The 9,333-nt window shown below is 65.6% G+C and carries 5 protein-coding genes and 3 pseudogenes; 6 read left to right on the forward strand and 2 right to left on the reverse strand.

Translation table 11 applies throughout. The features are described from left to right. Positions 1 to 203 precede the first annotated feature (203 nt). Together H5395_RS16885 and H5395_RS16890 are read left to right on the forward strand one after the other, a co-directional pair. The gene (locus tag H5395_RS16885) at positions 204 to 1,634 is read left to right on the forward strand and encodes a PucR family transcriptional regulator (RefSeq protein ID WP_182793704.1); all 1,431 of its coding nucleotides are present in this window, start codon (positions 204 to 206) and stop codon (positions 1,632 to 1,634) included. A 108-nt stretch (positions 1,635 to 1,742) separates the two neighbouring features. Beyond that, positions 1,743 to 3,143, forward strand: a complete 1,401-nt coding sequence (locus H5395_RS16890; protein WP_182793705.1) for an amino acid permease — start codon at positions 1,743 to 1,745, stop codon at positions 3,141 to 3,143. A gap of 78 nt (positions 3,144 to 3,221) precedes the next feature. Here the strand turns inward: H5395_RS16890 and H5395_RS16895 are convergent, their stop codons facing one another. After that, positions 3,222 to 4,124 carry a LysR family transcriptional regulator gene (locus H5395_RS16895; RefSeq protein WP_255440776.1) on the reverse strand — a complete coding sequence of 301 codons (903 nt, stop codon included), beginning with the start codon at positions 4,122 to 4,124 and terminating at the stop codon, positions 3,222 to 3,224. Between the two features lie 93 nt (positions 4,125 to 4,217). Between H5395_RS16895 and H5395_RS16900 the strand changes: the two are divergent. The 4 genes and pseudogenes from H5395_RS16900 to H5395_RS19155 form a co-directional block, all read left to right on the forward strand. Further along, a pseudogene (locus H5395_RS16900) lies at positions 4,218 to 5,715 on the forward strand (CoA-acylating methylmalonate-semialdehyde dehydrogenase). A gap of 578 nt (positions 5,716 to 6,293) precedes the next feature. After that, positions 6,294 to 7,511 (forward strand): site-specific integrase, encoded by a 1,218-nt coding sequence (locus tag H5395_RS16905; protein ID WP_220495104.1) that lies wholly within the window; start codon positions 6,294 to 6,296, stop codon positions 7,509 to 7,511. Continuing rightward, entirely contained in the window at positions 7,508 to 8,449 is a 942-nt protein-coding gene (locus H5395_RS16910; RefSeq protein WP_182793706.1) for a tyrosine-type recombinase/integrase, read from the forward strand. The genes H5395_RS16905 and H5395_RS16910 overlap by 4 nt, the downstream gene beginning before the upstream one ends. Next, a pseudogene (locus H5395_RS19155) lies at positions 8,446 to 8,721 on the forward strand (site-specific integrase); the annotation flags it as partial. The gene H5395_RS16910 and the pseudogene H5395_RS19155, both read left to right, overlap by 4 nt. Positions 8,722 to 8,998: 277 nt before the next feature. On the opposite strand, the pseudogene H5395_RS19160 reads toward H5395_RS19155, so the two are convergent. After that, positions 8,999 to 9,333 (reverse strand): annotated as a pseudogene (locus H5395_RS19160) (integrase core domain-containing protein); the annotation flags it as partial.

Genomic DNA, 9,333 nt, shown 5'->3' on the forward strand with positions numbered 1-9,333 from the left:
AAACCCCCACCAGACCGGGGCCGCCCCCAACCCCATCCTTGCCGCAGGTGCGTCGGCAACTCGCGGCCACACTCAGCGCCTTTGCACGGCTTTGTCCCCACTGCCGCAAGCCCGTGCCCTATCACCTCCGGCTATGAAGGTGGCAGAGTAGTGCTAAGATCAGGGGTCGGCGCAGCCTAGGGACCGGAAGCTCCGGAAAAGGCATGATTACGGTCGCGGAACTGGTGGGGATCCGTTCGCTGGGGCTGACCTGGCTTGCAGGCGCGGCGGGCGGGCACCGTCTGGTGACCTGGGCCCATGCCGTCGATCTGCCCGATCCCTGGCGCTGGGTTGCGGCAGGCTATCTGATCATGACCGTGGGAACCGGGATACCCCGCGACCCGGAAGATCAGCGCAAATGGGTGGGGCAGCTTGCCGATGCCAATACCAGCGCGCTGGTCGTCGCCCGTAGCAGCACAGCGCCCGAGATCTCAAAGGCGATGCTCGACGAGGCCGATGCTCGGATGTTCCCGATCCTTGAAGCCAGCTTCGAACTGGAATTCATCAAGCTGTCGCGCCGGGTCATCGAAAGCGTGCTTCAGTCGCAGCGTGAGAGGTTCGATGCCAGTCAGCGGCTGTTCCAGACCTACGCCGGAGCGTTGCGCGACGAACCCGACATGGCAAACCGGCTGGACCTGCTGGGGAGCCGCATGGGCATCCATCTGCGGATCGAGGATGCGGGCAGCGGCGTGCCGATCCTGCGTGGAAGGCGGGACATTCCCGACACCGCCCCTGTCGAGAGGGCCGAGATTCCGGGACGGGCCAAGGCGGTGCTGAAGCTGTGGCGCGACGGACCACCGGGTCCTGATGACATGTTCCTCAGGCGCGCACTGGTGGGCCTGCTGGCGATCGAACTCGAGCGGCAGATGATCGAACGCGACGGCCTGCGCCGTGAAGGCGAGTCGCTGCTTTCCGACCTGATGCGGGGTGCGCTGGATCTTGGCGGTGCCCGCAGCCTGCTGGAGCGCCGAGGGCTCGACAGCACGCTGGTCACGATGGTCATCATCCCTGCGGGCCGGTCAGCGTGGTCTGCCGCCGACATTCATCACGCACCGGAACTGCATGGCTTTGCGCCGCTGTTCACGCAGGAGGATGGGTTTATCGCGGTGGTTCCCGACCGCGATCCCGTTCTCGACGCCATCCTTGACCGTCTGGGTCCGGACACGCGCGCCGGCATCAGCGGACCGGTCACCAGCGCGGGCGGCTTCCCCGAAAGCCTGCACCAGGCTCGACTAGCGCTGTCCCAAGCACAAGAAAGAGGCACCTGCCGCCAGCGCTATGACCCGGCCGGATCGGAACTGACCCTTGGTCCCAAGACGGTAGCCGAGGCTCGCGCCGTCGTCGCGCGCTATCTGGGACCGCTGATCGACTATGATCGCTCCAATTCGCTGTCTCTCGTGCAGACCCTGGCCGTCTTTCTGGACAATAACGGGATCTGGAAGGTAACCGCTGCCAAACTGGGCATCCATCGCCAGACGCTGGTCTATCGCCTGAAAGTCATCGAGCAGCTGACCGGGCTGAAGCCGACGACAAGCGCGGGTACCGCCCGGTTCTGGGTGGCGCTTCAGGCGGGCCGCGCCGCCGGCCTTCTGTAGCGGGTCTTACATCTGTACAATGCTGCACCGGCCATTCGTCGCTTCTGCGAATAGCCCGAGGCGTATTCCCGTCTGTAATTCTGCCCTGTTCAAGCGAACTGGGGGAGGATGCCTATACAGACGGAACACGATCCGCGCCTGAAGAAGGCGCTCAAGACGCGGCACATCAGCATGCTTGCGCTTGGCGGGGTGATCGGCGCCGGCCTCTTCGTCGGGTCCAGCGCGGTGATCGCCTCGGCCGGTCCGGGCGCATTCATTACCTATGCGATCACCGGCGTGATCGTCGCCCTGATCATGCGGATGCTGGGGGAAATGGCCTCGGCCCAGCCGATGACCGGCTCGTTCGTGGACTACGCCCGCATGGCCTACGGCAAGCTTGCCGGATATTCGACTGGCTGGCTCTACTGGTACTTCTGGGTGATCGTCGTCGGGTTCGAGGCCGTCGTCGGCGGCCAGATCATCAACGGCTGGCTGCCAAGTATCCCGGTCTGGGTTATCGCTCTCGGCCTGCTGATCATCATGACCGCGCTGAACCTGATGTCAGTCGAATCCTTCGGCGAGGCCGAATACTGGTTCGCTGGCATCAAGATCGTCGCCATTGTGGCCTTTCTGGTTATCGTCGGAGCCTATGTGCTTGGCCTGTGGCCGGATTCGACCGCGACCTTCAGCAACCTTACGGCGCATGGCGGCTTCTTCCCGCACGGGGTCGCCACATTGTTTACCGGCGTCGTCGTGGTCATCTTCTCGATGACCGGGGTCGAGGTCGCCACCATCGCTGCTGCCGAATCGGCCGAGCCGGGCCGCAACATCCGTCGCGCCGTGAACACGGTCATGATCCGCATCCTCGTGTTCTTTGTGCTGTCCACCTTCCTGATCGTGGTCGCGCAGCCCTGGACCGAGATTGAACCCGGCAAGTCGCCCTTTGTCGCCACGCTGGAGAAGATCGGCATTCCAGGCGCAGGCACCATCCTCACAGTGGTCATCCTGGTCGCGGTGCTGTCGGTGCTGAATGCAGGCCTCTATACCGCCTCGCGCCTGCTGTTCGTGCTGGCCGGCAACGGCGAGGCGCCGCAATGGATCGCCCGCGTCAATCGCCGCGGCGTTCCGGTCTGGGGCGTTCTAGTCTCGACGCTGGTCGGCTATGGCTGCGTGGTCATCGCGGCGCTCTGGCCCGACACGGTGTTCCTGTTCCTGATCAACTCGTCGGGTGCGGTCTTCCTCTTCGTCTACCTGATGATCTGCGCCTCGCAGCTCAAGCTGCGCAGCCACTGGGAGCGCGAGGGCCTGCTGAAGTTCAGGATGTGGGGCCATCCCTGGCTGCCGCTGCTGGTCACGGCGACCATCCTTGCGGTCCTGGTCAGCATGGCGATCGACCCTTCGACCCGGGTCAGCCTGCTGCAGAGCGTTATCGCCCTGGCGATCATCATGCTGACCTATCCGATCTTCGTGCGGAACAGGCTTGCCGACAGCGGCCCCGGCGTCACACCACCCAGAAAGCAACCGGTCTAGATCCACTCGGCTTGGAACAAGAGCGGGCCGCCCTATGCAGGGCGGCCCGTCGGCTTCGAGCGTGACCTTCTCACCTCCTCAGCCGGGCCGATCCGCGAAGGCAGAGTGGCTCTGCAGGACGGCATCGCTCAGCCAGTCGGCGGCTGCGCGCACGCGGACGACGTCGCGCAGGTTCTCATGGATGGCGAGCCAGTAGGACCGGACGACATAAAGCTCAGGCAGGATGCGGACGAAGTCGGGCCCATGCGCCAGATAGTCGTGCAGGACGCCAATGCCGGCCCCGGCGCGCACCGCCTCGACCTGGCCGATCGCGCTGGTCAGCTCGACGCTGGAGCGCCAGCCACGAAAGAACTCGGTGGCATAGTTGAACGCCGGCGCGGCGATCAGATCCTCGACATAGCCGACGAGACGATGCCCTGCGAGGCCGGCCGGGTCGGTCGGTTCTGGGTGAGCGGCGAGGTAGTTAGGGCTCGCATAAAGACCGAGTGTGTAGTCCGTCAGCTTGCGGGCGACCAGGCGACCCTTCTCGGGGCGCCCGACCATGACGGCAAGATCCGCCTCGCGTCGCGAGAGCGAAAAGCCGCGGGGGGTAGGAACGAGCTGCACCGTCAGCGCCGGGTGGCGCTCCGCAAGCACTCCGAGGCGCGGCGCGAGGAAGCCCACGCCGAAGCCGTCCGGCGCGCCGATGCGGACGACGCCCGCAGCAGCGGCTTCGGCCCCCTGCAGGCGCACCTGGACTGTCAGCATCTCGGTCTCGACACGTTCAAGGGCTTCGAGAAGCGCCCGTCCTGCGTCGGTCAATTCAGAGCCATGCGTGCGGCGCGCGATCAGCTTGGCGCCGAGGGCAGCCTCCAAGGTGGCGATGCGGCGGGACAGCGTCGCCTGGTTGATCCCGAGCGTGCGCGAGGCCCCGAGCATCTGCCCGGCGCGCGCAACAGCGAGGAATAGACGGGTATCGTCCCAGTCGAGAGGCGCACCCAATGACGATTCCTGCATATCAGTTCCGCATTCCTGAGGATTGCCGTTCGATTTACACAATGCGATCTGATCCGCAGCAGACACAAGGAGGAAACGATGACCGATCTTGCGCATTACGTCGGCGGCACGTCCGTCCCCGGCACGTCCGGCCGCTTTGCCGACGTGTTCAACCCCGCCACCGGCGCCGCCGAGAAGCGCGTGCCGCTGGCCTCCACGGCCGAAGTGGACGACGTCGTGGCTGGCCAAGGCGGCCTGGCCCCCCTGGGCGAAGACCACGCCGCTGCGGCGGGCGCGTATTCTGGACCGCTTCAAGTTCCTGCTGATGGAGAATGCCGACAGGCTCGCCGAACTGATCTCGGCCGAACATGGCAAGACTCATGACGACGCGCTTGGCGAAGTGACGCGCGGCCTTGAGGTCGTCGAGTTCGCGGTCGGCATCCCCCATCTGCTCAAGGGCGAGGTGACGGAGAACGTGGGCACTGGCGTGGACAGCCACTCTCTGCGTCAGCCGCTCGGCGTCGTGGCCGGGATAACGCCCTTCAACTTCCCCTGCATGGTGCCGATGTGGATGTTTCCCGTCGCGCTCGCCTGCGGCAACTGCTTCATCCTGAAGCCGTCCGAGCGCGATCCCTCCGCGCCGCTCTTCATCGCCGAGCTGCTGACGCAGGCAGGCGTGCCCGCGGGCGTGTTCAACGTGGTCAACGGCGACAAGGAGGCCATGGACGCGCTGCTGGTCCATCACGACGTGAAGGCGGTCAGCTTCGTCGGCTCGACCCCGATCGCGCGCTACATCTACACCACCGGCACGGCGCATGGCAAACGGGTACAGGCGCTTGGCGGCGCGAAGAACCACGCGATCATCATGCCGGACGCCGACCTCGACATGGCCGTGGGCGCGCTGATGGGCGCGGCCTACGGCTCGGCGGGCGAGCGCTGCATGGCGATCTCGGTTGCCGTGCCGGTGGGCGAGGAGACGGCGAACCGCCTGATCGAGAAGCTGGTGCCGAAGATCGAGGCGCTGAAGATCGGCCCGGCCGCCGACCGGACCTCGGAGATGGGGCCGCTGGTCACCGCCCAGCATCTCGCCAAGGTCTGCGGCTACATCGACCAAGGCGAGCAGGAGGGCGCGACGCTCGTCGTCGATGGCCGCGACTTCACAGCGCCGCAGGGCTACGAGAACGGCTACTTCATTGGCGGCACGCTGTTCGACAACGTGACGCCCGACATGACGATCTGGAAGGAGGAGATCTTCGGTCCGGTCCTGTCGGTCGCGCGTGCGGCGAATTATCAGGAAGCGGCCGATCTGGTCGCCCGGCACGACTATGGCAACGGCGTCGCCATCTTCACCCGTGATGGTGACGCGGCGCGCGCTTTCGGCCACGAGGTCGAGGTGGGCATGGTCGGCATCAACGTCCCGATCCCGGTGCCGATGGCGTTCCACTCCTTCGGCGGCTGGAAGGACTCGCTCTTCGGCGATCACCACATGCACGGCCCGGAAGGCGTGCGCTTCTACACCCGGCTGAAGACGCTCACGACTCGCTGGCCGACGGGCATGCGCGCCGAGGCCGAGTTCGTCATGCCGACGATGGGGTGAGCGGACTTGTGTAAAAGGTCGTCTGCGCGACATCGCAGACGACCCCTGACGCTTCCAGTCGTCACTACACGTGAGACGAGCTCTGAAAGGTCGGCTAGGTGCTGTCCTCTGGCCGAACGACCGTAATCGGGACCGAGCGGCGGGACTGGCATGGCACGGCCCATCTCTACGCTGGCAATGCCACGCCGGTTGCCTGCGACATGATCCGCAGTCGACGGGCTGTCAATTAGCTATATGGCCGATAGAGGCAAAGCCGGGGCCTAACGTTTGATCCCACGGCTTGATGGTGCGACTGGAGCGCATCGCTTACCTCCCGGCAGGCGCAAGAGGCAGGCGGACAGGTTCCGCAGGGGCAAGACATCTGTCACAGTCGAAATGCGGCACCTTCAAGAGCGGCGTGAGCAGCCGAAAGGTGCCCTTTCTGAGCCTGTTGGGTGTTCGGCGCCGAGCAGATCGGCGGCTTTCCTAGCCAGCGGCTGATTAACCTGATGGCAACAGCGCCGAAACGCGGCGGCTATCCTAATAAGCTGTCAGTCGACTTTGGCATAAACCTTGGAGCTCCAGCAGCATGGAGCACCATGATCATGACCGACAATCCGAACACCTGCGTCGATCCCTATCTGGACTCGTTCGCGCAAAGCTTTGCTGCCGCCAGTTACAGAGCGTGCACGATGAGAACCTACTTCCATCTTGCCCGGAAGCTCGGGAAGCTGATGGACGGAGCCGGGATCGAGCCCTCCACGTTGACCCCCGATCTTGCAGACCAACTGGCGCGGACGGAGGCGCGCGGACCGGACACCGGGATCCGCTTCCACCATTTTGCCCGCAGGTTCGCCGAACACCTGATCGATATCGGGGTGGCGCAGCCGGTGCCTGTGACCGAAGCGCAGGCCGCGCGAGCGGCGTTGCTGGCTGAGTTCGAGAACTATCTCGTCACGCAGCGGGGCCTGAGCCCACGAACGATCTATCACACGTTGCGCTTCGCCAACCGGCTCCTCGATCACCGCTTTGGCGAGGCAACGATGGACCTGCCGGACCTTCGTCCCGCCGATGTGATCGGCTTCATCGAGCATGTTCTGGCAACGGCACGCCGCGACAAGACGGTCGCGACCCATGTTCGTATCTTCCTGCAATATCTGTTCGCGCGTGGGGTGACGGCCACAAATCTAGCGCTCAGCGTTCCCAAAACGGCCAAGCGCTGGGATGTGCGACTTCCCCGGCATCTTTCGCCCGATGGGGTCGAAGCGGTTCTCGCCTCTGCGCGCGACGATCAGCGATACGGCGCCCGCGATTATGCGATGCTGCTGCTCATGGCGCGGCTCGGGCTCCGGGCAGTCGAGGTCATCGCAATCCAGCTCGACGACATCGACTGGCGTGCCGGCGAACTGACGGTGCGCGGCAAAGGTCAGCTGAATGACCGGCTGCCGATCACGCCCGAGGTTGGCGGCGCCCTGAGCCGTTACCTGCAGGACGAGCGTGGCCCGGCAACCTCCCGGACCCTGTTCGTCGCCCATCGCAAGCCGCATCGGCCGTTCAAGGACGGACAGATCGTCAATGCCATCCTCAAGGAGGCGTTGAGGGCGACGGGCCAGAAGCCGGTTGCGCCCTATGTGGGCTCGCACCTGCTGCGTCATAGCCTTGCGACCCAGCTGGTGAACGCCGGCGCATCGCTCGACGAAGTGGGCGATGTGCTGCGGCACCGCTCGCGCTCGTCGACCATGATATATGCCCGGCTCGACATCGACGGGCTGCGGTCCGTCGCAATGCCCTGGCCCGTGGCAGGAGGCGCGCAATGAGCCTCACGCCTCAGCTCGATCGCTATCTGAGCGTCCGCCGCAGGCTTGGCTACGACCTGCGCACCACGGAACGCATCCTCCGCCGCTTTACCCGCTACGCCGATGCCGAAGGGGCCGTTCACATCGACACGGCGCTGTTCCTGCGGTGGCATGGCACCCTGACCGAGGCATGCGGCTCGACCCGAGCGGCCAGGCTCTGCGTTGTGCGCATGTTCGCGCGATGGCTGAGCAGCTTCGATCCGGCGCATGAGGTGCCACCGCGCGGGCTGCTGCCTGCCTCCTCGCATCGGCCTCGCCCGCACATCTACAGCGAGGCCGAGATCGGATCGATCATTGCCGCGGCCAGAGACTTGCCGTCCATCTACGGCCTGCGCGGGCTGACATGCTCGACCCTGTTCGGGCTGGTGGCGGTGACCGGCCTTCGGATCAGCGAGGCTCTGGCGCTCGACCCCGACGACCTCGACACGGGCGATGGCGTCCTGCGTGTGCGGTTCGGAAAACGGGGCCGGGAACGGCTGCTTCCGCTCGATCCGAGCGTCGCGGCGCAGCTCGATGCCTACGCCACGGAGCGGGACCGATTGCTCGGGCGTGCGGCGCCTGCATTCTTCGTCGCCGAAAAGGGAACGAGGCTGACCGACTGCGGCGCCCGCTACAGCTTCGCGCATGTCTGCCAGCGGATCGGCCTGCGCGCGGATCAGAAATACGGACGGCATGGCCAGGGACCACGCATCCATGACCTGCGCCACACCTTTGCCGTGCGGACGATGATCAACTGGTATCGCGCGGGCAAAGACCCGGCGCGCGAGATGATCCGGCTGACAACCTATCTGGGTCATAGCAATCCTTCCGACACCTTCTGGTATCTGGAGGCCGTGCCGGAACTGCTTGACCTCGCGATGGCGCGCGCCACCGCGAATGCCGGGGAGACGGTCCAATGAGCGCCGCAACCTTGCCGACGCTGATCCAGCGCTTCTTCACCGACCGGCTCTGCGTCCAGATGGAGGCCAGCCGGCATACGATTGCCGGTTATCGCGACACGTTCCGCCTGCTGCTGCGGTTCGCGAGCGCCCGGACGGGCAAACCACCGTTCAAGCTCATGGTCGAGGACATCGACGCAGATCTGGTCGCCGACTTCCTCGTCCACACCGAGACGGCGCGGGGAAACAGCGCGCGCAGCCGCAACACCCGGCTCGCCGCGATCCGGTCGTTCTTCCGCTTCGTGGCGATTGCCGCAAAGTCAGCGTGCCGCACATTCTTTGAGGATGTTCCCGGCCACCACGCGCTCGCGTTCGTCCATGCTGAGAGACCAGCGCGCCTTCACGACAACCTGGACCTGTCTCGGTTCCGTTCCGGTCTTCTGAGAGCGATGCTCACCAAGAAGGGGACTGGATATGGCAGTGATACGCAGCGAGGAGTTCAAGCGGGATTGGCCTGCCCTGCTGGGGTGGTCCCTTTCCGATCTTGGTGCATGACGGGTGCTGGCGCCATGCTCCGGGTGGCGAAGGCGGTCCCTGCGGGACCTCGGGAGCGGGGGGCCGCTCGCCCGGGGAGGAATGCGGGCGCTTTGTGGTGCAAGGGCGGCGCCCCGCCGCGAGGACGATCTTCGCCTCGGCGAGGCTGCAGAGGATGTCGCCGGTGAGCCGCTCGTCGCGCAGCTTGGCGGTGAAGCTCTCGCAGCGGCCCGTCGTCGGGCAAACAGTCCCCCGGACCGTTTCCTGATCCTCCTCCCTCCCCGGGGGATCCAGGCTCGACAGAGGCCGTTCCGGCGCCGGCCGCGGCGATCCGGTCGCGCAGCGCGGTGGCCACGAACGCCGGGCCGTTG

This window comes from Paracoccus sp. MC1854 (assembly GCF_014164635.1).
Taxonomy (GTDB): Bacteria; Pseudomonadota; Alphaproteobacteria; order Rhodobacterales; family Rhodobacteraceae; genus Paracoccus.

Coding starts and splice junctions, on each gene's coding strand:
- H5395_RS16890 (WP_182793705.1), top strand. CDS start 1,743: ATGCCTATACAGACGGAACACGATCCGCGCCTGAAGAAGGCGCTCAAG.
- H5395_RS16905 (WP_220495104.1), top strand. CDS start 6,294: ATGATCATGACCGACAATCCGAACACCTGCGTCGATCCCTATCTGGAC.
- H5395_RS16885 (WP_182793704.1), top strand. CDS start 204: ATGATTACGGTCGCGGAACTGGTGGGGATCCGTTCGCTGGGGCTGACC.
- H5395_RS16910 (WP_182793706.1), top strand. CDS start 7,508: ATGAGCCTCACGCCTCAGCTCGATCGCTATCTGAGCGTCCGCCGCAGG.